Origin of the sequence: Zhenhengia sp., from assembly GCF_046966505.1 — a bacterium.
GTDB classification, from domain to species: domain Bacteria; phylum Bacillota; class Clostridia; order Lachnospirales; family Cellulosilyticaceae; genus Zhenhengia; species Zhenhengia yiwuensis.
Genome location: NZ_JBKVCH010000004.1, coordinates 189168 through 215319 on the forward strand (window position 1 = coordinate 189168; position 26152 = coordinate 215319).

General features: G+C 33.0%; 20 protein-coding genes. 2 read left to right on the forward strand and 18 right to left on the reverse strand.

Features of this window, described 5'->3' with window-relative positions; genetic code table 11:
- The first annotated feature begins 26 nt into the window (after window positions 1–26).
- Window positions 27–968: a 2-hydroxyacid dehydrogenase gene (locus tag ACLTBU_RS06560; RefSeq protein ID WP_177668729.1), complete on the forward strand. Its 942-nt coding sequence runs from the start codon at window positions 27–29 to the stop codon at window positions 966–968.
- Window positions 969–1039: 71 nt separating this feature from the next.
- On the opposite strand, the gene ACLTBU_RS06565 is transcribed toward ACLTBU_RS06560, so the two are convergent.
- The 7 genes from ACLTBU_RS06565 to ACLTBU_RS06595 form a co-directional block, all read right to left on the reverse strand.
- The gene (locus ACLTBU_RS06565) at window positions 1040–3061 is read right to left on the reverse strand and encodes a cellulose biosynthesis cyclic di-GMP-binding regulatory protein BcsB (protein WP_412218222.1); all 2022 of its coding nucleotides are present in this window, start codon (window positions 3059–3061) and stop codon (window positions 1040–1042) included.
- A gap of 10 nt (window positions 3062–3071) precedes the next feature.
- Entirely contained in the window at window positions 3072–4322 is a 1251-nt protein-coding gene (locus ACLTBU_RS06570; RefSeq protein WP_412218225.1) for a glycosyltransferase family 2 protein, read from the reverse strand.
- A gap of 12 nt (window positions 4323–4334) precedes the next feature.
- Complete coding sequence (locus ACLTBU_RS06575; protein WP_412218228.1) at window positions 4335–4793, reverse strand: hypothetical protein; 459 nt, start codon at window positions 4791–4793, stop codon at window positions 4335–4337.
- A complete protein-coding gene (locus tag ACLTBU_RS06580; RefSeq protein WP_412218231.1) occupies window positions 4783–5628 on the reverse strand; it encodes a diguanylate cyclase domain-containing protein in 846 nt (281 codons plus the stop codon). The genes ACLTBU_RS06575 and ACLTBU_RS06580 overlap by 11 nt, the downstream gene beginning before the upstream one ends.
- A gap of 22 nt (window positions 5629–5650) precedes the next feature.
- Window positions 5651–6766 carry a glycosyl hydrolase family 8 gene (locus tag ACLTBU_RS06585; protein ID WP_412218234.1) on the reverse strand — a complete coding sequence of 372 codons (1116 nt, stop codon included), beginning with the start codon at window positions 6764–6766 and terminating at the stop codon, window positions 5651–5653.
- Between the two features lie 71 nt (window positions 6767–6837).
- A complete protein-coding gene (locus ACLTBU_RS06590; RefSeq protein ID WP_177668741.1) occupies window positions 6838–7410 on the reverse strand; it encodes a cysteine hydrolase family protein in 573 nt (190 codons plus the stop codon).
- A 167-nt stretch (window positions 7411–7577) separates the two neighbouring features.
- Window positions 7578–8522 (reverse strand): LCP family protein, encoded by a 945-nt coding sequence (locus ACLTBU_RS06595; protein ID WP_412218237.1) that lies wholly within the window; start codon window positions 8520–8522, stop codon window positions 7578–7580.
- A 175-nt stretch (window positions 8523–8697) separates the two neighbouring features.
- Here ACLTBU_RS06595 and ACLTBU_RS06600 point away from each other — a divergent pair, with 175 nt between their 5' ends.
- On the forward strand, window positions 8698–9207 hold the full coding sequence (locus tag ACLTBU_RS06600) for a hypothetical protein (protein WP_337528461.1): 510 nt from the start codon (window positions 8698–8700) through the stop codon (window positions 9205–9207).
- Window positions 9208–9442: 235 nt separating this feature from the next.
- On the opposite strand, the gene ACLTBU_RS06605 is transcribed toward ACLTBU_RS06600, so the two are convergent.
- From ACLTBU_RS06605 to ACLTBU_RS06655, 11 genes are all read right to left on the reverse strand, one after another.
- Window positions 9443–10492 (reverse strand): AraC family transcriptional regulator, encoded by a 1050-nt coding sequence (locus ACLTBU_RS06605; protein ID WP_412218240.1) that lies wholly within the window; start codon window positions 10490–10492, stop codon window positions 9443–9445.
- Window positions 10493–10707: 215 nt separating this feature from the next.
- Window positions 10708–12147, reverse strand: a complete 1440-nt coding sequence (locus tag ACLTBU_RS06610; RefSeq protein WP_412218241.1) for a glycosyl hydrolase family 18 protein — start codon at window positions 12145–12147, stop codon at window positions 10708–10710.
- 31 nt (window positions 12148–12178) lie between these two features.
- The gene (locus ACLTBU_RS06615; RefSeq protein WP_412218243.1) at window positions 12179–13669 is read right to left on the reverse strand and encodes an ABC transporter substrate-binding protein; all 1491 of its coding nucleotides are present in this window, start codon (window positions 13667–13669) and stop codon (window positions 12179–12181) included.
- 54 nt (window positions 13670–13723) lie between these two features.
- On the reverse strand, window positions 13724–14668 hold the full coding sequence (locus ACLTBU_RS06620; RefSeq protein ID WP_412218246.1) for a carbohydrate ABC transporter permease: 945 nt from the start codon (window positions 14666–14668) through the stop codon (window positions 13724–13726).
- Window positions 14669–14696: 28 nt separating this feature from the next.
- A complete protein-coding gene (locus ACLTBU_RS06625; protein ID WP_412218248.1) occupies window positions 14697–15593 on the reverse strand; it encodes a carbohydrate ABC transporter permease in 897 nt (298 codons plus the stop codon).
- Window positions 15583–18114, reverse strand: a complete 2532-nt coding sequence (locus tag ACLTBU_RS06630; RefSeq protein WP_412218250.1) for a DUF5696 domain-containing protein — start codon at window positions 18112–18114, stop codon at window positions 15583–15585. Before ACLTBU_RS06630 ends, ACLTBU_RS06625 begins: the two co-directional genes overlap by 11 nt.
- Before the next feature lie 43 nt (window positions 18115–18157).
- Window positions 18158–20269 (reverse strand): YIP1 family protein, encoded by a 2112-nt coding sequence (locus ACLTBU_RS06635; RefSeq protein ID WP_412218252.1) that lies wholly within the window; start codon window positions 20267–20269, stop codon window positions 18158–18160.
- Between the two features lie 24 nt (window positions 20270–20293).
- The gene (locus tag ACLTBU_RS06640) at window positions 20294–21187 is read right to left on the reverse strand and encodes a carbohydrate ABC transporter permease (protein WP_412218254.1); all 894 of its coding nucleotides are present in this window, start codon (window positions 21185–21187) and stop codon (window positions 20294–20296) included.
- Window positions 21188–21200: 13 nt separating this feature from the next.
- On the reverse strand, window positions 21201–22148 hold the full coding sequence (locus ACLTBU_RS06645; protein WP_412218255.1) for a carbohydrate ABC transporter permease: 948 nt from the start codon (window positions 22146–22148) through the stop codon (window positions 21201–21203).
- Between the two features lie 28 nt (window positions 22149–22176).
- Window positions 22177–25071 carry an extracellular solute-binding protein gene (locus ACLTBU_RS06650; protein ID WP_412218257.1) on the reverse strand — a complete coding sequence of 965 codons (2895 nt, stop codon included), beginning with the start codon at window positions 25069–25071 and terminating at the stop codon, window positions 22177–22179.
- 30 nt (window positions 25072–25101) lie between these two features.
- A complete protein-coding gene (locus ACLTBU_RS06655; RefSeq protein WP_412218259.1) occupies window positions 25102–26094 on the reverse strand; it encodes a glycoside hydrolase family 18 protein in 993 nt (330 codons plus the stop codon).
- Window positions 26095–26152: the final 58 nt, after the last annotated feature.

Genomic DNA, 26152 nt, shown 5'->3' on the forward strand with positions numbered 1-26152 from the left:
AATTAAAGTAAAGAGGGATGAGTGAAATGAAACTAGTCATTATTGAACCTTTAGGTGTTGCCAAGGAAAAACTCCTTGATTTAGCAACTGCTACCTTAGGTAACCAAGTAGAAATTATTTATTATGACACGCGTGTAACAGACACAGTGGAACTTATTAAACGTGGTAAAGACGCTGATATTATTGCTGTATCTAATCTACCTCTTAACAGTGAGGTCATTGAAGGATGTCCAAATCTTAAAATGCTTGCTGTTGCTTTTACAGGTGTAGACCATATTGCAGTAGACACTTGCAAAGCAAAAGGTATTACCATCTGCAACTGTGCAGGCTACTCTAATGCTGCTGTAAGCGACCTAGTATTTGGTATGATCGTAGCACTTTATAGAAATATGGTGTCTTGTAATGAAGTAGTACGTCAAAGTGGTACTAAAGATGGCCTTATAGGTTTTGAACTTGAAGGCAAAAAGTTTGGTATCATCGGAACAGGTGCTATCGGCCTTCGCACTGCCAATATTGCTAAGGCTTTTGGATGTGAAGTCTATGCTTATAGTCGTACAGTAAAAGAAAATACAGGCCTTATTTATACAGACCTTGATACACTTCTTCAAACATGTGATATCATTTCACTTCATGTTCCACTTAATGCCCATACAAAACACCTTATTAATGCCCAAAAGCTTGCACTGATGAAGCCAAATGCTATTCTCATTAATACAGCAAGAGGCCCAGTAGTAGATAGCCAGGCTTTAGCTGATGCCCTTAATAGTCATCAAATTGCAGGTGCTGGGATTGATGTATTTGAAATGGAACCTCCAGTTCCTTCTGATCATCCACTACTTCATAGCATCAATACGATCGTCACACCCCATGTTGCCTTTGCAACTAAAGAAGCTTTAGAAAAAAGAGCAGTTATTGTTTTTAATAACATTTTAAATTATTTAAATGGTTCACCTACAAATATAATCTAAAACATTACTAAAAAGGCTAGCCTACTTATTTTCCTTCTATTAGATGGATAAGTAGGCTAGCCTTTCTATTTTTATTTATATTTTTTATAAGATAAAAAACCTATTAGAAAAATACTTAGTAAAATAATACTTCCTATAAAAATCCCTATAACCTGTTGTGATTGGCCATTTCTTCCATTTTGTACTTTATCATTTACTATAACTTTTTCACTATGCTCCTCTAGAATAGGCCTATAAAGCCTCCCTTCTCCTCTTTCATCCATAATGAGTACTTGCCCTTTGAGATTTGGTATAGATACTCTTTGTCCTAAAATTTCTTTAAAGACTTGCTCTTCAGGAGCTATCATACTAAGCATACCATAACGCGAATTCACCGTACTTGGTTTCATCTCACACAATATTAAATTTCTGCTATACTCAGGCAGTAAATGAACTTCTTCATTAGGTAAAAAATATTGCGCATTCTCACTAAACTGAAGGAAGCTTTGCTCTTTTATATTCTGTATAAATTGATTGTTAACAGGTGTTCCATACACGATTAAATGCTTATCTTCTACTTCTTCTATTGGTATGGAATCATTCATAATCGATATATTTCCTTCATATTGCTGAGTGTATGTTCCTATCTTTTCAAATAGACGACCTAGTAGTATTAAATCTTCAGCATTTAATTTATCTGGCACAATAACACCTATATCCTGCATCTTTCCCTCTTGTACAAAGGGATATGGAAAGACATCAAAACTATATTCCTTGATACTGCCACGTGGCAAATAGAAGTAAGAGCTATTTTCTATAAGTACCCATGGCGTATCCTCTTCTCTTGTCACAGCAGCATTTATATCCAGTTCTAAGTCAAAAGCAATCGTCACCTGACTTCCCTTATTCATTTTGATATCTGGTGGAATAGAAAGCTCAATTGTATCTCCATCTGCTTTATTGATGTCTAATTTACTACTCGCTAAAGCTTCCCCATTAATATAGAGTGTAACAAGTGAATGTTCAAAGTTAAGATTCTTTGAATATCTTGTATGAATGACTAATTTAGCACCTTTTTGAAGTATTGTTTCACTTGGTAAATTGATAAAAATAGAAGTTTGATTACGGTGTTGTCCCATCATATAGATAGAATCATAACCTAACTCTTTTAATGTAAAATTAATCTTCTGCTCAGTTTTTAAGTCATTTTTCAATGTAAGTTCTTCTGGAATAATATAATAAGGTTTATCTATTTGATCTCTAATTTGATCATCACTTAAAATTTGAAAAGCTGTATCTAAAATATCTTCATTATCAGCACATATAATAAGTCTACTATATGGTCCTATCTGCTCTAAAAATATAAGGCCTTTATTCCCTAAGTTAAAAGCAAGGTCAGGATAGAGCTGTTTAATGTATTGTTCATTTCCTATTATAATAGCATTTTTAACTTGCTGTAATGTACTCTTAGCTTGAATGTTAATAAGTTCACTCTCATCTGTATAGCTCCCTAAATAACTTGTCATCCTTAAAGCTGCTTCTAATTCATTCTTTGTATAAGCTTCCGGAATAACAATTTGGGTAATGGCCTTACTTTGAGTTTGAATAAAAGGATATGGAAATACATCTAAATTATTTTGTTTTGGCTCTGTATATTCTAATTTTATATTCGAATCTTTAAATAATTTTACCCAACTTGCAGGATTAACTGCATCTGTATGATGATCTTCTGTTAACCTGACATAGGCCTTTATTGAAATTTTATTATAGCCTGCTTTGATTTGATTTACTGGTAAACTTAATGTTAAATTTTGCTCCTTTAAACTATTAAGCCCTATTGAATAAAAAGTTTCTCCATTCAGTGATAACGTAAGAGTAGACTTAGGGCTTGTTAATAACTGTGTTCCTATATAATTTAGATTTAACTGGCTATTGGTAACCTGCCAAGGTTCTTCTACATAGAAATACCAATCATGTGTCCCAAAACTTCCTCTTAGGGATATATTTTCTCCTAACTTATACTCTACCTGTCCTCCATTTTCACTTGCAAATAGATTAATGTGTAGTAATCCACTTACTACTATAATTAATAAAATAACTTTTATTTTTTTCACGGCATTCTCCTTAAAATCGCTCTGTCTTATACCATTTTGCTTCTTTTTTTAATATACTATCTTTCATATAATGATAAAATCCTACCATTGCTACAACAGACCACATTTTAGAGTAAGTAAAATACATCAACATAGCTATACCTATGTTAATTAAATCAAATTCTCCTTTTTCTATAATAAGTGTAATGGCTATAGATAAGCCGTATACAATATAAGCAAGAATCCATAAAATTAAACTATATCCCACTACGTTAACTGTTATAAGTTGTGTTAGTCCTAGTATAAAAAGTACATCAGAAATAATACTAGCTGTTAATCCAAATAAATAAATAGATGTAAAATAAATAATATCAAATTTGATAGGTCCACTTTTCAAATCAAATAGATATTTAATATCTTTAAAAATAACATAGATATTGCCTTTAACCCATCTTGTCCTCTGCTTAAACCATACTTTAAAAGTTTGAGGTTCCTGTTCCCAAGTTACCGCTTTTGGCATAAACATAATTTTATAGCCCATACGATAAATTCTAAAACTAATTTCTGTATCTTCCGCCAATGCTTTAGTATCCCATCCACCTATTTCTTCTATAATACTTCTACGTATCAGAAAGTTGGTTCCTGGTATGGTACATAGTTTAAAAAGTTTCCATCTTCCTGCCTGTGCCATCCACTGAAAAAATAACGTCTCAATATTAATAAAACGTGTAAGTAAATTATAAGACTTATTACGTGTCCTAAACTTTCCAATGACCGCTCCTAAGTCCTCATTCCTTGATAAAGTTACAACTAAATACTTCAGTGCTTTTTTCTCTGGTGTATTATCTGCATCATAAATAGCTAAGTATTCACCTTTACTTATGTTAAAGCCTATATTGAGTGCATTAGACTTGCCTTTTCCTCCCGTCACAGCATCTGTATTAATGACCTTAAGTGTCACAGCAGGCTTCTCATCTTGAATACGTTTTAAAATTTGTGCTGAGTTATCACTCGAGTTATCATTAATAATAATCACTTCATAACGCTCTGCTGGATAATCTAGACTTAATAGAGAACGTACAGTCTTTTCAATTACAATGCCCTCATTATGTGCAGGTACCATTATGGATACAAAAGGATACTCTTCTAAATGTGTATCAATTATAGTCTCCTCCATTTCATGACTATAACGATATCCACCTATTACCAATAAAATATTCACAAAAATTACAATCCACATCGTAATAAGGGATATGATAAATAAATAATCTATAATATTCATATATGTCCTCTCTTAGTGATCATCAAAAAATCGTCTTTTGTCTCTTCTTCTAGCTTTTATGATAAAACTACTAAAGAGTAGAATAATACCAACCATAGCTACTATCATAATATGATTAGCTTTTGTAAGATCTACTTGGTTAGTTTCTGGTATATTTTCTTTAATTTCTTCTAATACTTCATATTTATCTACTTGTTCTATTTTATATTGATCAATCATTACTTCATTATTAATAAATATTTGCACAATCTCTTTTATAGTCGTATTCCCTTCCCCTATATAAATGCCCATATCTTCACTATCTCTTAAAAATTGCTGGTAGTATGCACTTAATAGCTCATCACCTTCTATGATTCTCAAATTATCTGGCACCTCATCTATTGTCCTATAAGGTATATTATTTTCTACAAGCCATGTAGTATCTTCATATGCTGTATCAATAATAAGATATCTTTTTCCTCTATACATCATATTCCAGCTCTTTCATTGTTTCTTCTATATACTGCCAGGCCGAACTTATTGTATCATCATACTGCTTTAAAGCTATCCTTAAGTCAATTTTAATACCATATAAAGGAGTACCCTCTTCAAACTTTATTTCTGATATTTTCTGCATCATACGCTGCTTTACGATTTGACAACTACTCATATCTGTAATAAGGATTGACACAAAGCTTTGTGACTCTCTTAAAATATAGTTCATATCCTCTGCTCTTAATGTCTGATTAATGACTGTTCCTATTTCTTTAAGTAATACCTCAAACCACTTTGCTCCCACTAAACTTTTAATACGGTTATCATAGCGAAGTTGAATAACCATTACAGTAAGAGGTAGCCCATGTCTACTACATAATTTTATATACATACCTAAGTCTGTATTAAAAGCCACCATATTTCCTAAGCCTGTCTCCTCATCTATTCTAACCAGCATTTTATTTTGTATCTCTAATCTTTCATTACTTTCTTGTAATACCATAATATAATGCCCTAGCGTACCAAAAGCAATGTAACATAATGGCACAATCACTAAGCCTATGGCCTGCGTACTTACCTTTAAAATTGGGCTATTTAACGCACCAATCAGAAGCATACTGGCATATATAAAATCTAAAAACATAGCTAAACAAATAGAAAATACTATACCTTTATAATAACAAACTAAGCTTCCTATAAATAAAATTCCAACTGCAAAATAAAAACTTAACTGCTCTTCTCCAAAATAAAAAGCTGTCAAGAGTACTAAAGTAAATGATATAAGCACAGTAATACCTATACATAAATCTACCTTTATTCTGTTCTTTTTCATAAGTCCCGCCTCTCTAGTCCTTCTAAAATGCTAATAAAGCTTGTAAATTATCATAAGAATAAACTTCTTGCGTATCTTTATTGCCAAATGCTCCATTTAATACACTCTCAGAATTCTGAATCTGCCACAAGAGCATCTTATCAATAGCTAAATCATAAAGTTCTTGATTTCCTATCACTTTAGCAACTTGTGCAATACATGCATAGATTGCTGTAGATTCTGTATTGTTTATAGGTTTACCTGTCGTCTTGTTGTACTCACCATATATAGCACCATCTCGTAAAGCCTTAATAAGCCATTCTATGGTTTCATCCCTATGTTCACCTACCTGAGCAAGATGTAAAACTGTTAAAATACCTTCTGTCATTCTTATTGTATTTGCCTCTTTATATATTTTTGTCTCATAATCATATTCAAAGGCATAAAAAGGGAATGTATCTCCTAAATAGCCCCTTTCTACAATTTTTAAGCTATTTTGGTATACTTCCCCCCATCTCCTATCTATTTCTTTTAAATAATTTAGTGCTTCAAAATCAAAGTAACAAAGTGGTATAGATGATGTCAGTTCTTTATACGTTTCATCATAACAACTATAAAGCTTGCCATCCTTTACATTATTCTCATATAAACGCGATGCAAGCTTATAGGCTACAGCAAGATAATCTTCTTCTCCCCACTGTTTATAGGCGAGAAAAGTTGCCTTAATAATCCTTAAATCATCTAAAGTGGCATTACTTTGTGCGAGCTCATTATTCTCTTTGTTATAACGCCATCCTATCATGCCGTCCTCACTTGTTAAGAACTCTCTTACATAACGAAGAATAGCATCAAACCCTGCCTTATCCCCTCTATTCACTAAGTACATCATATATAGCCCTTGAGACTCTGATAAAACTTCATGCCCTGTTGACCATTCTTTAGTCTCTTCTGACGGTCTATAGTTTGTATAGATCCCTTTATTTTCATCCATTAAATGATTTCTTACAAACTGTTCACATAAGTCTTCATACTCTATATAATCTCCACTATTGACAGTAATGGCTGGTCTCCTATATTGAATATCTTTTCTCTCAAGTATAATAAGCATGCATATTCCTAAAGCTACTATAGTTATTAATCTGATCCACCATTTCTTCATCTGTAGAGCTCCTTTTTAAACTATCATTCGCCTATTGCATTACTTATCATAATATAATGGGCGATTTTTGTCTAGAAAACCTCTTCACTCTCATTTTTAATTTGAATCTGACACATCTTCATAGCTTCTAACGCATTATTATGAGTCTTTGGTGTAACCCCTGCACAGCAAGCTGCATCAACTTGAATAACTGCTTCTGGTATATAAGTCTTTAGCAAGATTGCATTAGATAAAACACAAATATCTGTACAAAGTCCTACAAGTTCTATCTCTGTCTGATTTGGCTTATTTATTACTTCTCTAAGCGTTTTTGCAAGCTCTTCTCCTCCAAATATTCCCTTCTCAAAAATAATCGGATGGCTTGCACCTTTTTGTATTTTTTCTGCTAACGCACCTATTTGTAACTGTAATTCCCATCCCTTTGTTCCCTTAATACAATGTGCTACTGGTAAATTTTTTCCTTCTTGTGTTTGGAGATAGTCTTGTGTATGTGTATCTTTAGTAAAGTAAATAGGGTTATTCTCTTTTTGATAAGCTTTTATCTTGTCTATAACATTTGGTACAATGCTAACTGCTTCTTGCGTGCCCAGTGTCCCATCTATAAAATCATTTTGCATATCTACAACTACTAATATCTTTTCCATTTTATTTCCTCCCAAAAATTTTATCTATTATAACTTTCTTTTTATTCTATAGCACCTTAATTAGTAAAAACAAGTACTTTCTACTTTAACTGAGCTCTTGTAGCTTCCTTATATTAAAAAGTATACATGATAAAATATATTTATCCTGTATACTTTTAACTTTTTATTTATTCATTTAAAAATGTATGCAACTCCTCTCTGCCAGCTTCCTCATCCCATTGTAGTACCCATCCCTTACCTGGAAGTGAGCCCCCATAGCTTGTATTGGGATTTGGAAATTCTAACTGTCTTACATCATTCGTCCCTATTTGAAGAGCTGTAAAAGCAAGCTTCACCATATCCATAACATTCATATTGGTTTTAATATAAGGTAAGACTTCTTTCAAAAGTGTACTGTAAGAAGTAAATGGCATACGTGTTATTTTCTTAAAGACTTGTTCTACCACGTCACGCTGCCTTTCTTCTCTAGCATAAATGGAATCTGTTTTACGCATTCTAACATAGGCTAGTGTCTGATAACCATTTAAATTATAAATGCCCGGGCTTTCTATAGGCCTAAAACTATCTTCTTTGTTATCATAGAACTTCCTATAGTTTTCTTCCGCTACACGATTAAACTCCCTTAAATCTACCTGTTCTAGATTGGCTTCTACACCACCTAAACGGTCCACTAATGCAATAAAAGATTTAAAGTCTATAACAATATAACGGTCTACTTCAAGTTGAAAATTACTTTCTACCGTTTGTAAGAGTAATGGTGCCTCTCCATAGGCATAAGCATGTGTAAGCTTTTCATACCCAATACCAGGAATGTTGACATAGGCATCTCTTGCAAAAGAGGTTAATTTCACATTGTCATGTATAGTATCCAAAGTTAGAAGCATCATAGCATCAGACCTTGTAGCTATATCTATACTTGCCGAATCTACTCCAACTAAAAGTACATGACTAATACCAGGTATAGTAGGATAAGTGGCTGGTTCCTGCTCTACTATATCTTGATTAGGCACAGTAATACTATCTAAAGTCTTATATAAATAAATACCCATTACCAATACTATTGCTATAAGAATACCAACAATACTCCATATTATTTTTGTTGATTTACGCATAAGTCACCTCTATGAATGATTATGTTGTTAGTATAACCTCCCATTTGTTCTTATATGAATTTTTAAATACTTATATCTTTGTTATTTCTGAAGAAATTTTAAGAAATACGATAACCTAATTTAAGAAATAGCCTGTATACTTATTAATAGATAGTAAATTATAGGAGGTTTTAATATGAATAGAAATAATTTCTTTACTTTTTTATTGGGGCTTATTCCTGGTGCTGGGCAAATGTATCTAGGAAGTATGAAAAAAGGCATATGCATCATGACTGGATTTGGAATCGTCTGGACTATTTGTAACCTTTTACCTATTTACCTTATTAATTTTATTCTTCCAGTTATCTGGTTCTATGCCTTTTTTGATACTTTAATTTTAGGTCGCCTTAATGAAGATGAACGTAGACTCGATGAGGAAGAATTCTTACATAAATTAAAAAGCTTCTTAAATCAAGACTGGCATACTTTCTTTACTAAACACCGCATAGTTCTTGGAACTGTAGTTATTCTACTTGGCGTTTATACACTTTTTGACCGTTTAGTCCTTCCTATTTTATATCGTTTTGGAGATTATTTAGGTTGGTTTCATAGTTTCTTCTATAACATACCAAGTCTTATCCTAGGTATTTTACTACTTATTGGTGGTTTTTATCTTATTATGCACTTTAAATCAAATGAGGAATAAATTCAACAGAATTTATTCCTCGTTTTTTATTTTTTATTTCTATTATTCTTTTTAAAGAGATACATCTCTTATCTACTTTTATAAAACCTTTTCATCAGTCTATTCATTTAGTCCTGCTTCGACTAGTAGTATCTATCCTATGACTTTTAATACTCTTTATTATAACAACAAAATAGAAAAACAACCATTAACACTCAATATTTCAATATGCTAAAATACGTTCTTATTATATACCTTATATTTGCTTTATATATTTAGCTGGACTTATACCGTAACTATTTTTAAAAACTTTATAAAAATTAGATAGTGATCCAAAGCCACATTGATGAGCAATTTGTTGAATAGATAAATCCGTGCTCTCCATTAATTCAATTGCCATAGCTATTTTTAACGCATTCATATATTCTACAAAACTTATTCCATAAGTTTTCTTGAATGAAGCAGAAAAATAATTAGGATGCATATAAACTTTTTTTGCTACATCTTTTAGAGTAATATTTAAATAAAAATGACTTTTTATATACTGTATCGCTATTTCTAATTGTGCATTAGGCACTTTCTTTCTAGTATTTTCATTGAGTCCTTTTCTCTTATTTTTACCTAACCTTAAACTATGTACAAAAAATACTAATAACAAATATTTAATATTGGCTTTATAATTTATTTTTTTATTAGTATATTCCTCGTACATTAATTCTAAAATTGTTCTAATTTCTTTAGCTTCATCTCCATGTATATCTAGCAACGTAAGTGATTTTAAATACTCGTCAATAATAGTTAACTCTTCTTTAGCAAGCTCACTTTCTAGAAATAATCTATGATAAAAAGTAAAAGTTTTTTGTAGAGGTGGGTTCGCTTCATCAGCAATCCATGCATGGGGTACTAAACTATTAAAAACTATAAGTGACCCTTCTTTAACTTTTATGGCTCTTCCCTCCGCAAAATAATATCCTTCCCCAGAAATAATCATAGATATTTCAAATCCATTATGACAATGGTAGAATAAATTTTCTTCTTGCCCATCATAGTCCTCATATACTTTATATCTTATTATATCTTTTAAAATCATCTTTGATATACTGTCATTATTTTTTTGAAGGTTAAGTTTCCCTACAGAATCTAGATTAAGTGTAAAAATTTCTCCCTCCTGTACTTTTTGTATATCTTGTAAATCTTGAAATAAAATGAGTGGCTTTTTCATTAATGCCTCTTCTACAAAAAAATAAAATCCTTTCTCCATAGGTGGAAAGTCTTCAAAAAACAAGTATGGTTTCATCTCTTTCATTACAAGCCCCTTCTTCTATCTTTTGTACATATATCAACAAAATCCTAATATACAATATATTATATATAAAATTTTTAGACTTGCATAATATATTTTTAATTATTATTAATCTAGTCTCTTTATAATAAACTTTACAAACATCTATAACTTCATAAGCAAAAAAAAGAAACTAGCCTATAACTCATTTATAAATGAGTTATAGACTAGTTCTCTTCCTACTCTGCTATGAACCTTTCAATCGTTCTACTTGTAGTCCCTGCTAAGGAGTCTCTACTCGAAAAATCTTTAATATCATTTTTCATTTGCCAGCAGAATACACCCCCGATCTCTTGTTCAATAGCGTAAACGACTTTATCTCTTATAAGATTAGGTCCATTGAATCCCCAACCACCATACAGATTACATCCAGGATCGTATTCATTAGCATCTACCATTTGATTGTAAATATGTTTATAATCCCACTGCTCAAAATAGCTATCTACTTTAACACCATAGTAAGGTAATCCTAAAATAAGTTTATCTGGACTAATACCTTTATTTTTAAACTCCTTAACAATCTTTACTGCACTATTATAGAAAGTAGAATGATTCTTTGTAGTTGCATAATTATCATAAGCCATAATATTAATACGATCTAGTACATTGAGACTCTCTAAACTTAAACCTGAACCTGTAGCTTGTGCTGAAGAAAGCATTATTCCATTTCCCTCAAAAAGCTTAGCAGCTTCTAAAATTAAGTTGTTATAGTCTTGCCATTGACTAGCAGTCCCTGGATATTCCCAGTCGATATCATAACCTGCAATGTTGTATTCTTTTGCAAACTTTACTAAGTCGCATAAGAATTTTTCACGTATTTTAGGATCATGAAATACATCTGTCTGTCCGTTTGGAGCCCCATTAGGTTCATTCTTATAACATGTAATAGACACCCAAACATTTGCATTAGTATCTAATTGCTTAGTAATCTTTTCTTTCCATACTGGGAAGTTTGCTTTCGCATACTCACTATTCCATTCATGAGGAGTAGTATCAAGACCTGATGCATCATGTTCAATTACAATAAATTCACCCTTATTGTTAAAAGAGAAATTACCAATCATAATGATATCTGTAAGAGATGCAAAGTTATTTGAATCTATCTCATCCCAATCATGCTCATAATAGTTCTTAGAAAGGTAAGCTGTACTTGTAAAGGGTTTATCTCTTTTTACACTTTCTAAGTATCTTGCAGACATAGATGTAATGGTCACAGGTGCTGCTTCTTCTTCAACTACTAGACGAATAGCATCTGTTGTCACTGTATTCTCTAGTACACACATATGATAACCTTCTATTAAATCATTGGTATAAATAGATTGCCACCGTCCATCAATATGTGCTTCAAGACGGAACTTTCTTACATTACTTCCTTGTTCACTTACTTCAACTATGTTAATATCTTGTGTGCCACCTTCAAGTTCAAGAAGTATTGTATTTACGCCTTGAACTTGTGCTTCTTCTAATACTTCCTCTTTTATTTTTTTTACTTCAATTGTTTCTACTACGTCATTCTTATCAGCAACATTTTCCATTGCCTGCATACTACTTGTACAGGCAGTTATACCCAAACATAAAGCTACCATTCCATATACGATCATTTTTTTACTGAACTTCATAGATAAAATCTCCTTTTTTGAAGTATAAACTTTATCTACCTGTAAATTGTAACTTTGAGAATTTGTCATCTAATAATGTCTGCAACTGTACTTTATTCTGTTCTACAACATCTGCAGGTGTTCCCTCACCTTTTACAACTTTGTTACAGATTTCATTAATAGAAGGAGAAGACCAGTCTAAACCTGCAATAACTGCAATCTCATAAATAGAAGTATCAAAATTAAGTGCCATTTCTGTATAAGTTGCCAAAGATTCTTCATCTCGTACATGTGTTGCATAAGATTCTGCAACAGTATCTTCACGAGTCATACCATCTGGTAATTCATAAAGATCATCAATTAATAAAATCAGTTTATCTGCCATATCTTCATATGTTTTAGGAATAAAATAGAATTGCCCCATAGAACCACCAATTGTATAGTTATCTACATCTGGTCCCATTGGAGGTGGTAAGATACCAAAATCATCAGCCATAGGTGCACCTTTTGCATTGTTTAATACTGGGTTTGTTCCACACATAATAGCTACATTACCATTGATAAAGTCTTTAATAGTTGCATCCCAATCTAAAGACCCGTCATTAAATAATGCTACTTTATCTTTAAATAACCAATCTGACATCTGTTGGAAGGCTTTCATTGCCTTAGGTTCAGCTAAAGTTAATACAGCTTTACCATTTTCATCGAATGTAGCCATATTTGTACCATTTGACTGACATAAAGCACCTAAGAAATCAGCTAACATCATTGCCCCTAAGCCATATTGTTCAATTGTACCATCTGCTTTACGTACAGTAGCTTTTTGAGCAATTTCTGTAACCTTATCCCAAGTCCACTCTTTATTTGCAACCATTTCATATGGATCACCTAATTGCATCTCTTCAAATATACGTTTGTTATAGAACCAATATGGTTGAGAAACATATGGTGCTGGATCACTAAAACCATACTGTGCTCCATTATAATTTGTATACTTTCTAACTAACTGTGAATACTTTTCCGGGTCTGTAAAGTCTACACCTGTTTTTTCCATAGCTGCTGATAAGTCAGCTACAGCTCCTGCTTCAACCCATGATAATAATTGTCTTTCTTGTGTGACCATGATATGACCTTCGGGTGCTCCTGAAGCAATACTTGTCACCATGTTTTCCCAATATGTAGAAGCATCATCACGTTGTTCAATATTAACATTGTATTTTTCTTCTAATTCTTCAATGCGAGCATCCCTACGTGCTAATGGTACAGAAGTACCAGTAGTATCAATCATTCCATATCCTGGAGGATAGCAAAATACAATAGTTTCTCCACCAAAATCTAATTCGGCTTTAGCTTGTTCTGTCTTACTAAGTTCTTCTTTTACTTCTTCTGTTGCAGTAGTTTCACTTTGTACTTTCTCTTCCTTTACTGGCTCTTTAGCTGGCGCATTTTCTTGGTTTGATGGTGTACTACATCCTGTTAAAAGCATCATTACTGAAATAGATGCAGCCCAAAATTTCTTCATTGTTTTGTTCTTTGTGTTCATATTCTTTCCCCCTAATAATATATAAATCTTTTAATATAATGAAGCTTACGCTCATTAACCTGTTAAACCACTTCTCTCCACACTCTCTGTAAAATATTTCTGACAGATTAGGTATAGTATTAAAACTGGTAATAAAGCAACTACCATACTGGCATTTCTCATTAAACTAAATTCAGCCATGCTCTCAATCCCCATAGCATTTCCTAGGTCCACATTAGATAAACGCAGTAACTGAGTTGACATGATTTTGACATTTTTCATAAAAGCTGAGGTATAAATATCATCTAACCATTGCCATACAAATGAGAATAAAAATACTGTCATCATGATCTGTTTAGCACTTGGCAAAAACACCTTAATGAAAGCTTCAATTGTACCTGCTCCATCTACATAAGCAGCCTCTTCTAACTCTTTTGGAAGTCCCCTAAAATACTGGATCATAATAAAAATGTATAACCCATTTTTAAGTCCTGTACATGTTGAGCCAAGTAGAATCTGTGGCCATGGTGTATTAAGCAGGTTAAGGGTTGAACCTGTCAAGAGTTCAAAGATTCCAAGGATATCAAAATATCTAAACTTCATATAAAGAGGTAGTAAAATTAAATCTGGTGGAATAATCATCCCAAGTATAATCAGTACGAAAAAGAAATTTTTAAAACGAAAATTATATCTTGCAAATCCATATGCTACTAATGTACTTGCACACATATGAATAAGTGATAAAATTCCTGGTACTAAGAAGGACGTTAAAACAATACTATCCAGCTCTAGAATTTCAAAAGCATTGGCATAGTTTTCTAAGGTGAAATTCCTTGGAATATACCTTACAGAATTATCGTATACATCTTCAATGCTCATAAAAGAAATCATAAACTTTGTAATAATAGGATACAGTATTACGAAACAAATCCCAAATAGTAATATACCTCGCCCAAATTTCCAAGAGAAATTTTTTATCTGCTTCAATACCTTCGCTTTTGTATGATTCGAAATTGTCATATTCTACAAGCTCCTCTCCCCCTATATTTTAATCATAATAGAATACATATTTATTAATAACAGCATACGTGATACCAATAATGCCAAATACTGCTATAATAAAAATCCAAACCATGGCGGACCCCAGCCCAAACTTAAAGTCTGTAAAAATTGTTCTATGTACTAAGTTAATCATTACACTAGATGATTTTGTAAAGTTATCTACAATAGAGTAAATAACACATACAAGGATAAGTGGACTGATCATTGGAAAACTGATTTTCCAAAATACTTCCCACTTTGTTCCCCCCTCCATATAAGCTGCTTCGTAAATTGAAGGTGAAATAGATTGAAAACCAGCTAAAAAGATAACAATTGGAATAGCGCTCATGGCAACAATGGTTCCAATACGATTAACAGACTCCATTAAGAATGTTATAAGGTCTTGATTAAGGTTAAGCATTGTCAGAAAGTTTATAAAAGCCCCAGAGAAATAATAGGCATCGGCTCCACCTTGAGCATACTGTGAAATTAATTGATCCATTTTTTCTAACTGAATATATACCCCAGATGAGAGGATGACTGGTAAGAAAAATATTCCTCTTATTAGCCCTCTCCCTTTAAACTTCTGATTTAAAATACTAGCAATAAAGAAACTAAATATAACTGTGATAGGTACATTAATCAGTTCCATTAAAGCTTCTACTAAAACCTTTCGATATGTAGGATCTACCATAATGAGCTGCTTAAAGTTTTCAATCCCTACAAATTCTAATTCATACCCCGTCGTACTAACTGTTAGGTTAGATAAACTATAAATTAAAGATGTGATAAGAGGGATAATTAAGAATGCCACTGAACCAATCATAAAAGGAAGAATGAACCAATAACCTATTTTATTACGTCTTTGCTCCCATGAAACTACTTTCTTCTTTTTACCTTTCATTTCCAGTACCTCCCATCATATAAGTATAAGGCTGAAGGGTATTACCACCATAAGTATAAGGTAAATCTGAACCATTACATAAAATCCAACCACCATTTGAGTAGCTTACTTTATAAACATCTTTATCTATTACCTCATAACCTGTTATATTACCTTCAATATACTGACTCCGTTCTTCAAGTGCTTCGGCTTTTACTAGGATATCCTCTTTCCATACATCATAAGCTGTGGAGTAATACTCTGGATGTGTCGTCTTTCTTAATGATTTATTGGGCTCTCCTGTTAAAACATATGTAAATCCTGTTCCAACGCCTATACCTTGCATCATAAATTTTTCTGAGTTACTTGAAAGATTTACTGGAATATCTGAATACCCTACTCTTCCACTTAGAACCATTTGTAAAAATGCAATAGAGTGATCCGCATTATCAAATTGTGGCTTATCTACAGCTACCCTACTTACATGTCTCACATATGGCAGTATTGCTGCATTTGCCCCATTTACTACAATACCTTCTTCTCCATTAGAAATATTAGTCATATCTTGTACAAGGCGTTTTAGAGCATTTTGTCTATCAATAGGTCTTTTCTTCGTAAAGTCAGAATTTAAATGTGATCCTAAGTCTCTAAGCGAGATACCTACACCATCTATTTCTTGAATAGCTTCATTATTTTTAGCTATGACTTCTGATACAGCTAATGGATTAAGTATATAGCTTCCCTTTTTAACTTCATTCAGCTGCAATGTATTTGGTAAGTAAGGATAATTTTCACCATATTTATTAGTAATGGTGTAAGTTGCATCTTTAGTCTTTGTAAAATGATCTCCAAATCCTGTTGTGTAGACATATTGTGGATCTACATCTATATAGAGCTCTACATTATTCGCCTTAGCCCAAGCTGAAAAATCTTCTAATTCCTGTTGTGTTCCTAATTCCTTATTAAGCTTGAATGAATTTATTGCACTGCAATCAAGTCCATGTTCTCCAAATCCTAAGAGTTTTACAGAAAGTGGATCTACCCCTTCTTCTACAAGTTCTTCAACAATACTTCTTACTTGTGCAATAGTTGTAAAGGTCTCTAGCTCTCTACTTCCTAAGGAATACTCACCCTCTTCATTATAAGCTGCTCCTATAAACTCTAAGTAGATCAAAGGTTCCTCTATCCCCTCTTTTTCTCCAAAGAGTTCGTTGCCATAATACGTAGCCATATCTCCTAAACTATTATTACTTTCATCAAAGAAATGATAAGTCACTTCTAAATCACCATCGTATAACTGTTTTTGTAAAAATATGAATGCTTCTGCTCCATTTTGAGAACCTTGTAAGTAAGCTTTTGCATTTCGTCTTACATTAAATATAGGATACGCTGTAGCATGTGTAATATCACTCCCAGGTTGTGCATGAATTTCTGCAAAGGCTTCACCATCACTTATTGTTGCTAACATCCCTTTATCTTCATATTGCACACCATAAATAGGTAAATAAGCTTGTTCTGCTTTAAAAATTTGCTCCTGTACAGGTATTGCTTTATCTGCCCCATAAATAGGTACTTTGAAGGTTGTTAACTCTCCATTACCATTATAAAAATTCATAAGTGACCCTGCTCCATCTGGAAGTAAAAAGTTTCCTTCTTGACCATATTCAGGTGATGCAAAATTTTCAAGTAAAGATAAAGTCAGTATCTTTCCACCATTTACCTCCATTATTTCTTCTATAGGTATACGTACTTTTAGCTGATCCTCTTCTAAAGTCACATACATGTTAAGATGAAAAATAGCACTTCCTCCTTGTTTAAGCTCGCCTGCATTTTCCATATCAATAGCATAATCTTCTTCTGTGTAACCTGTTGCTTCTAAGATTCCACTGATTTCTTTTTGTACACTACTTGGTAGATTACTTTGTGTTAATACATATAGCTCCTCTGTTTCTAATTTAGGATATTTCTTAAACAAGTCTGCCTTTTTATCTTCTGATAATTTATCTAAATTAGGTAAGAAATAGCTTTGTTTAAACCTAATTTTATCAAATTGCTTATCAATTTTTTCTACTATTGCCTCAAAGCGTTCTTTAGAAATAGCTGGAGGACAAAAAACATTTTGCTCCACCTCTCCTAATGTAAATGCTATCTTTAGTCCATTATCTATTAATTCTGTTTGATATTGACCTTTTGCTACTGAATCTGAATAACTATACATTCTAGAAAAATTATTTTTATCATCCATATAATAGATTTCAAACAAGGATTTTTCGGCATTTACAGCCGGTTCACTTGTCATTGTGTAAAATTCTGAACCATCTTTTTGATTTATTATCTTAAATTGAGCTGACTCTTCACAGTAGGCTAATGATAAATATTCATTTTCTACTATAGTTTGATAAATGTCTGCATCCTCAGAAAATGCTGTAGTATTTGGCTTAATAAGTTCTTCAGGTAATTCTGTTTCTACTTCTTCTGTTGCACAAGCTGAAAGTGAAAGCACTATCCCTATAAGCAATATTAGCCTAGCAATCTTTTTCACAAGCAAATCTCCTTTCCCATTCTTTTTATTAGTCTTATGTTTATCACAACTCTAATCTATTGACTATTTCAGTTTTCAAATCTATACCAAATGCTAAAATCTCTTGGATTAAAGCTAAACAGAGTAATGCAATAAATAGGATGATTACAATAACCAATAAAGAAATAAGAATAACTAAAAGGGTCTTTTTCAAGGCATAATTATGTGTTTGCATAACGCTTGCTACAAGCAGTACACCCATCCATATGTAAGCGACATTAATGAAAAAGGCACACAAAATACCTTCATCTTGAATAAGGAAATTTGAAAAGATAGCTACGCAAGGAATAATAAGTATCATAGGTGTTAAGCTATATCCTGTAGCTATAATAATATCCTTATAAGATCCCTCTCCATCCAGAAGTGTAGATACACACCAAATGCTACCTGTCCAAAGCACTAGTGGTACATAAGCTTTTAGTAAATCAAAAATAAAATTATAATCCTCTATTCTTACTTTACTGAATATAAAACTTGTAGTAAGTGATTGTATTACTAATACTACTCCTGCTGCTACCATTAGCCCCAAAGCTACTTTTACACTACCACGTTTTTCATGCTTTAAATCCCAAAAACCATCTAATGGCCTACAAATAACATATAGTGTATATCTTAGAGGCCCTTGCTTTTTTACTACTTTCTCTTTTTTGCACCAATATTTTTTATAAATCCTATAACCCATATATAAAATAATTAAAGCAATAATACAAAGTGCTCCAGGTGTAAAATACTTATTAATCAGTTCCCTTCTATAAAACTGGAAAGCTTTTGAGTATCCTTCTTGATCTTCTCCCTGTTCAAAATAGTACATTGCTGTATGCATATCTCTTTCTCTATATGCAATTTTACCCATTTCCCTCATAATAACAGGGTGATTATTATTCATAGCATAAACTTTCTGCCATGCTACTTCTTCATTCTGAAGATCATTTTTTTCACGGTAATGGCACGCTTCTAAAATAGTACGTCCATATTCCGTTAAATTAAAAGATACTATCTTATTTTTTACACTATCTAAGATTAAGAAGTCATCATTAAACATAACAATTGAAGATGGAGAAGTCATTGTCCCTTCTGTCTGACCTAGTTCTCCAAAAATAAAAAGCATGATACCTTCAGAATTATATACAAAAACTCTTGCTCGTTTCTGATCTAAAATGGCATAAACACCATCTGAAAGTGTTAGGCAATCTACTATTTGGGAAGGCCCTTTTATAGATCCTATATTAGCCCATTCCAAATCTCCACATACTGCATCATAATCTGTACGCCTAAGCACATCATCTCCTCGTGCATTAAGTTTACGTACAAACTTCATCCCCTCATCATTTTGTTGGCTCATTGTTCCTGTTGTAGCATAGACAAAACCATCTTCATCTACTGAAATATTGTTGTACTCTGCCGGTACAAAGGCAGCCATACGTTTTTGCTGCTCTTTAGTCGATATGAGCCTCCATATTGCATCTGTAACACTATATGTAACTTTAGATGCCCCTAAAAGTTGAACAAAGTTTCCATCACTATCAAGTTCTACAAGTCCCATATTAAAACCTGAAACTGCTACAAATATACGTCCTGCTGCATCACATACAACTTTGGATGGTAAATAGTTAAATGTAGTAGGTAAAACTTTTGATTCTGGCTTTTCATAGATATCAATTACCTCTCCATCTGGTGTAAGCTTAACTAAGCTACCGTTATTTGTATCCGCAACAAGTAAGTTTTCCTTTTCATCTACATATACACCTTGTGGCTGTGCAAAAGGAACCTTTATACCCTTTACTGTATACTCTGTATATTCTTTTACTAACTTATAATCTTTATCTACCTTTAAAATACGATTATTTCCTGTATCCACAATATAAAGATAATCTTCTGTAGCATATAGATCACTCGGATTCTTAAGTGTCGTAGTTCCTATTACACTATGGTTTATATCTCTTCCTGGTTCGGCAGCTATAGGTGCTTTTACAAAGTTATTTGGTCCATATAAATAACTTTGATTAACTTCTTCAGCAAAGACGTTACCAACGGAAGCTATCAACATAGCAACTAGCAGAAACCAGATACATATCTTTCTGATTTGATTGCTTACTATTATTCTTCTTGCTTGCATTATTAAACCTCCTTTGCCCCAGACTTATTCTTTCATCCCTGAAGATGCCATTGTTTCTAGGATATTACTCTGTGAGAATATAAACACTGTAATAGGTACAATAAGCATAATAACCCCTACTGCTGCTCCTGCACCTGCTCTTGCTACACCACCTGCTGCAATTTGGCTCATGGCATAAGAAAGAGTTTTTTTCTGTTCAGAGAAAATATATACCCCTCCGGTGGCATTCCATAAAGATTGAATAGTAAACATTCCTAGTGTAAGCCATGCTGGCTTTAAGTTAGGCATTACAATTTTCCATAAAATATAAGATTCACTTGCTCCATCTATTTTAGCTGCTTCGAGTAAGGAATCTGGAATACCTGTCATAAACTGTTTCATTAGGTAAAGTCCTATAGGTGCCCCAAAAGCTGGAACAATAATAGACATTAAAGAATCTACCCACCCTAAATGCTTCATAATAATGAAGTTAGGAATTTGAGTAACTGCTGGTGTAAACATCAAGGTAGAAACAATAATTTTGAAGAAGAGTTCTCTTCCCGGAAATCTTCTTTTTTCTAAGGCATAAGCAGCCATAGAAGCACAGATGATATGTCCTCCTAGCCCTACTACCGTAATAAAGATTGTATTAAAGATGTACCTTGGAAATGGTATCCAAGATTCACCAAGTAAAAGTCCTAAATCACTAAAGTTATTTAAAGTAGGATTCATAACTAATATCTTAGGAGGAAATCTATATAACTCATCCATAGGTTTAAAAGCATTACATACCGTATAAACCAAAGGTATAATCATAAAGCATCCTACGAGGGCTAATAGAATTAAGTTCAGCATGTTACCCGTAGCTGAACGCCCAACACGTGCTCCCATTGATTTTCGCCACTTATTAATTGTTTTATTTTTAATAACCAATGACATATCCTCCTCTCTCTTAACGACCTAGTTTAGTAAGCATCTTTTGAATGACTTGATTAAGTCCTAGCATTGTAATAAATAAGATTGTTGCAATAGCACAAGCATATCCCATATCAAACCTTACCCCACCATAGTCATTCAGATGGTTAAGTATGGTATGTGCTGCATAATCTGTACTTGGACTTCCGCAAAGTTGCGCTGTTACTTCTGCTACCGTGAAAGAAGATGTAATGGTCATAACAGCACCAAACATTAATTGAGGTCTCATTGAAGGAAATGTAATATACCAAAGTTCTTGCCAACGGTTCTTAATTCCATCAATATAGCCTGCTTCATATTGAGTCTGATCAACCATTTTAAAGCCTGCTACGAATGATAAGAACCCTGCACCAAGGCTCATCCAAAGCTGTACAATAATGACGACTGTTAGCATATATTTAGGATCAGTAAGCCATTTAATTGGTGAATTAATAAGTCCTAAATTAAGTAAAAAGGCATTTAAATAGCCATACGCATCTCCACTAAAGATAATGGACCATATTAAAAATGCTGATCCCGAAATAGATGGAGCATAAAAGATTACAACCATTATAGCTCTTGGTATGGGCGGTAGCTCATTAATGAGCCAAGCAAAAAAGAAACATGCAAAATAACCTATAAGGCCTGTTATTGCCGCAATAATAAATGTATTTTTAAGTGCTATTAAAAACACATCATCATTAACAAAAAGATTAATGTAATTTTGAAAACCTATAAATTGCGCTGGTTCCAAAATATTGTAGTAAGTAAAACTGTAATATAATGCAATAACAACAGGTAACAACGTAAATAAAATAAAAATAATACCAAATGGTGCTAGCAACAGATAAGCATCATAATTAAGACGCATCTGCTTTAATGTATATAAAATCTTACTTTTTTGCCTTTGCATAAAATCCATTTTTTGATTCTGTTCTAAATTCACGGTAGCCCTCCTTACCTATGTGTCTTTTCTAGTACTTCTCAGCAATAGGTAGTCCAAACTCTTTACGTTTACCAATTAGCTCCTGGTTAATAACATAAACGTAATCTAGCAATGTCCCCCTAATATCTCCGCCACTTGTAACAACTTTACGGAAAGCATTATTAATGTGTCTTCCTGTAAAGTAACCACCTGGCACTTGTTCAATGCCTACTCCCCATTGCATTTGTTTTTTTAGCACTTCATAGAACTTATTGTCCCATGGAATTTGTGAAAAGCCTTCTATATTAGCTGTTGCATATCTAGCTGAAGGACCTAATACACTTTCCATCTCTTTACCAAATGCTACTTGAATCTCAGCACTTGTCCACCATTTTAAAAACTTCCAAGATGCTTCATAATGATTAGAGTTTTTTAATATAAAACAATCTGCTCCTGATATCGGGGTACTATGATCTAGTGCACCATCCTCTCCAACTGTCCCTGGAATCAATGAGAAATCCCATAATCCTTTGATTTCTGGTGCTGATACCATAAGTGTATTAAAGTTAGCAAAATTACCTACAACAATGGGTGATTCACCTGTTCGGAATCTAGTAAGAAAATCATACTCCTGCGGTAAAGCATAGTTTACAAATAGATTGGTCCATTGTTTGAAAGCATCGAGCCCTATTTCTGAATCTAAATCACTAGACATTCCTTGATCTTTATAAATCTCTCCACCCTTTTGAAAAAGCATTGTATAATATGTACTTGTGCCTGCTTCAATAAGGTCTGCTCTTGGTACAGATACTGGAAGCGCAAAGTTCATATTGTTTTTGAGTAAAATTGGAATGATTGATATTACATCTGTCCAAGTTTGTGGTACTTCAATCCCTAATTCTTCTAATATATCTGTTCGGTAGAACATAACATTAAAGTTTTGCGTCTCGGGAAGTGCATAAACTTTATCATTAAAAGTTAGAGGTACCATACGTTCTGGAAGAAAACGCTGTGATACTTCTTCAAAATCTGGAAATCGATTCAAATCAATAACAGCATCCCTGACTGCGTAGTTAACAGGCTCTGTATCTCCCATACTTAACGCCACATCCGGGCCAATTCCTGCTACTGTAGCTGGTAGTAAAGACCCTGCTGTAACAAGCTGCAGATCAACATCTATTCCATATTCTGGTATGAAATACATATCAATCAGCTTACGTAATACCTGTGCCTGATCTCTACCTGTTGGAATCCAAACCTTAATACTCTCTCTCTGCCCTTCTTGTGAGGTAGCAGTTCCAAGTGTTGCATAGTCACTTGAGAAAGATCTAATGAAATTTCTAAATTCATAGATAAACTGTTCAACAAATGTTGCATTTGGTTCTTCTAATTGTGTTTCCTCTTGAGAGGCAAGTGCAATATAATCTATTGCTAATGATTGATCTCTTACTTTAATAAGCCAGTTCGCTAAGGCTCCATTATTAGATTTGAAAAAATCTAATTCTTTAGGAATAATATCTGCATCTTTACTCATTTTTTTTAGCTGACGTACGAGTATATCTAAAGAAGCATTATTTTGACCCTTTCCGCCATAAGCAATCATCCAATCTGATACTTCCTGCAATTCATCTGCAAGTCTTGCCATTTCACTTGTTAAATCTGGCATTAAAGTACCTAATCTATAATCTCTCATTCTATCAGGCGTAGGTCCTGTAACAATCATAATACTCGTGTATAAAGCATTAAGCTGTAGCAAAATATCTTGTACACGTCTGATTGGCTGAGTTATAGCTCCTAAGTTTGCTTCTATCTTTAACTCATGTGCCCCTTTTTCTAAGTAAACAGCATAAGCCTCTTCCCCATCTCCAAGCTCTATTAATTGCCATTTAGGTGCATATCCAAATTCCCACTGTGCAAACTCTTCAAAAGGAATTTCTCCATCAATATAGATGGCTCTACTTGCTTTAAAATCTCTATTAAAATTTTGTTTAGCTTTTAGATTTATTAGGTATAATCCTGATTCTTCTACTTCAAAATTCCAAGTTAGACTCTGCCCTGGTGTATTCCAGTTAGTTCCTCCTACCATATTAAGTAATTGTGCATCTTTATTAAAAGGAATTGTCTTAGGACTTGTCCTATCATGCTGTGCATAAAGTACTGGTGTAGATTTAAAATCTGCTTTTTCTGCTTGCAGGAAAATGGTTTCTTGTCCCGCTAGCTTTTTATTACTTTGCATAGCCTTATACTCTTCATATGTAGGATAATTCTCTATAGGACTGGCCCATACCTTTCCTATAACCATTGGCTCACTTACTGCTTCGATTTCCAATATATTCATCCCTTTATTTAGATAGAATAAATAAGGTTCATTGTAATAACCCAAAGGATCTTTTACATAGTTTTTTTGGAGTTTTCTTATTTCTAACTGTGAAGGTCTAATTTCATTATTATTCTGATCCCTTTTTCCAATATCTGAAGGATTATCTATATATACTCTTGCAAATTCTACTTCCTTAGCACCTGTATGCTGAAGTTCTCCATTAATATAAAAAGTACGTTGGATAGCAGAACCTCTATCATATTCAGCTACATATTCTAACTCTAATGCATATAATCCTGCTTCTTCCACCTCTACCGTCCAAGTTGTCTTATCCCCTTGCTGTGTATAAACACCTGTTTCCATATCTTCTACATAATTTGTCACTAAACTTACAGAGCTGCTTCTATCCACATCAAATGTGAACTCAGCTCTTTTATCTGGTCTTTTAGCATCTTTGTAAGTATCTAGAAATTCATCATAATCGTCTGCTTTTAGTAAAGTGTCTATTTGAACATCCTGTGTAATTTCTAAAACATTAGGTATATCTGCACACAAAACGGATGATGTAGATACAACCATGAAAGTGCTCATCAATAAAGCAACATATCTTTTAAACCTTTTCATGAAAAATTTCTCTCCTCTCTATACAGACTTTTACTTTAGGGCGTCATCTATTAAAGCTATCAAAGTATGCTCCTCATCATAGGAATATTCCCATGCCATAATTCCTGCAATTTTCCACTTTTTAACTAAATAGCATTTATATTTAAGAGAGTCTTCATCTTCATATGTAATAAAATTATCACCATTAAACAAATAAGGCGCATGCGCCACTTCATCCCAATAACGTATATACCCATTTTTATTCACATAATCTCTTATAAGTTTGGTATATACTGGACCATATTCACTTGCACTACCTGCATAACTATGTAGACCATTATTCTTATTCTCAACATTCTTCCATTGGCGAGAGTAAAATGCTGCACCTATGATAAGTTTTTCTGGGGGTACTCCTTTTTTTATAAAAAGTTCAATATTCTCTTCAGTACTTCCTTCTTGTACTAATTCTGTATTCATCTTAGCTGGGCAAGTATGGTGCATAGTAACATGTTCATTAGCATTAATATCATATGTCATTAAATTCACATAATCTAAGTAACGTACAGACTCTGTTAATTCTGTAATATCAAAGTACCAACTCTTGCTACCAGCAGCTATTGAAAGCCCTCGGTATTTATGAGCTGAAATAGTATCTAATCCCTCTCTTAATTCTTTTAACAATAATGTATGATTATGTCTATCTTCTTTCCCTGATGGATATTCCCAATCAATATCTATTCCATCAAAATCCCACTCTTTAATAAGTGCCACAATACTACGTATTACTTTTTCACGAGCTTCTTTGGTTCTGCAAGCTGTTGAAAAACTACATTCTAAACCACTTGCTAATGAAAGATAAATCTTCAAATTTGGATTAATTACTTTAAATTCTCTTATAGCATGAATATATGTTAAATTTTTAAGAGAGATCTCTCCTTGCTCTAAAATACCAAATCCCACATTTAAAATATTAAGCTTACCTATATCTTGTTTTGTTAATTGTAACAAACTTTTATTTGTTGCATAAACAGAAAGAATGCTCATTTTTACTCCTCCTTTATACGATTACCGGTAAATATTCACTAAATTTTTATCCATTTTT

Bases quoted from the DNA above. Each gene is read 5' to 3' on its own strand.
- ACLTBU_RS06560 (WP_177668729.1), top strand. From the start codon at position 27: ATGAAACTAGTCATTATTGAACCTTTAGGTGTTGCCAAGGAAAAACTC.
- ACLTBU_RS06570 (WP_412218225.1), bottom strand. From the start codon at position 4,322: ATGAATATTATAGATTATTTATTTATCATATCCCTTATTACGATGTGG.
- ACLTBU_RS06575 (WP_412218228.1), bottom strand. From the start codon at position 4,793: ATGATGTATAGAGGAAAAAGATATCTTATTATTGATACAGCATATGAA.
- ACLTBU_RS06580 (WP_412218231.1), bottom strand. From the start codon at position 5,628: ATGAAAAAGAACAGAATAAAGGTAGATTTATGTATAGGTATTACTGTG.
- ACLTBU_RS06585 (WP_412218234.1), bottom strand. From the start codon at position 6,766: ATGAAGAAATGGTGGATCAGATTAATAACTATAGTAGCTTTAGGAATA.
- ACLTBU_RS06590 (WP_177668741.1), bottom strand. From the start codon at position 7,410: ATGGAAAAGATATTAGTAGTTGTAGATATGCAAAATGATTTTATAGAT.
- ACLTBU_RS06595 (WP_412218237.1), bottom strand. From the start codon at position 8,522: ATGCGTAAATCAACAAAAATAATATGGAGTATTGTTGGTATTCTTATA.
- ACLTBU_RS06600 (WP_337528461.1), top strand. From the start codon at position 8,698: ATGAATAGAAATAATTTCTTTACTTTTTTATTGGGGCTTATTCCTGGT.
- ACLTBU_RS06605 (WP_412218240.1), bottom strand. From the start codon at position 10,492: ATGAAAGAGATGAAACCATACTTGTTTTTTGAAGACTTTCCACCTATG.
- ACLTBU_RS06610 (WP_412218241.1), bottom strand. From the start codon at position 12,147: ATGAAGTTCAGTAAAAAAATGATCGTATATGGAATGGTAGCTTTATGT.
- ACLTBU_RS06615 (WP_412218243.1), bottom strand. From the start codon at position 13,669: ATGAACACAAAGAACAAAACAATGAAGAAATTTTGGGCTGCATCTATT.
- ACLTBU_RS06620 (WP_412218246.1), bottom strand. From the start codon at position 14,668: ATGACAATTTCGAATCATACAAAAGCGAAGGTATTGAAGCAGATAAAA.
- ACLTBU_RS06625 (WP_412218248.1), bottom strand. From the start codon at position 15,593: ATGAAAGGTAAAAAGAAGAAAGTAGTTTCATGGGAGCAAAGACGTAAT.
- ACLTBU_RS06635 (WP_412218252.1), bottom strand. From the start codon at position 20,269: ATGCAAGCAAGAAGAATAATAGTAAGCAATCAAATCAGAAAGATATGT.
- ACLTBU_RS06640 (WP_412218254.1), bottom strand. From the start codon at position 21,187: ATGTCATTGGTTATTAAAAATAAAACAATTAATAAGTGGCGAAAATCA.
- ACLTBU_RS06650 (WP_412218257.1), bottom strand. From the start codon at position 25,071: ATGAAAAGGTTTAAAAGATATGTTGCTTTATTGATGAGCACTTTCATG.
- ACLTBU_RS06655 (WP_412218259.1), bottom strand. From the start codon at position 26,094: ATGAGCATTCTTTCTGTTTATGCAACAAATAAAAGTTTGTTACAATTA.